1 protein-coding gene is annotated in these 243 nt (G+C 49.8%); it reads left to right on the top strand.

Features of this window, described 5'->3' with window-relative positions; translation table 11 throughout:
• Positions 1-49: 49 nt before the first annotated feature.
• A partial coding sequence (locus tag RMT89_RS46440; RefSeq protein WP_399499120.1) for a 7-cyano-7-deazaguanine synthase occupies positions 50-243 on the top strand: 194 nt, incomplete at its 3' end.

Below are 243 nucleotides of genomic sequence, written 5' to 3'. Positions count from 1 at the left end.
CAATCGGGATAATTGGCATTGTCCATTCCGCATACACCAGTGACAATGTTTGCAATTCCCTCGCAAACAGCGCGATTGCCGGCCGGGTTTCATAAACGATATGCAAGACTCGATAAACTCGGCTCTTGGGTACAACTCGCGAGCTGGTGAAGGTTTGGAAATTCAAACCCCGCTTATGTATCTGACCAAGGCTGACACGGTTAAGCTGGCACTGGGTACGCCTTTCACATATTCGGCTCTTGC

This window comes from Streptomyces sp. P17 (assembly GCF_032436805.1).
In the GTDB taxonomy this organism is placed as follows: domain Bacteria; phylum Actinomycetota; class Actinomycetes; order Streptomycetales; family Streptomycetaceae; genus Streptomyces.
The sequence above is the reverse complement of the archived record's forward strand: the minus strand, read 5'-3'. Positions and strand labels throughout refer to the sequence as shown.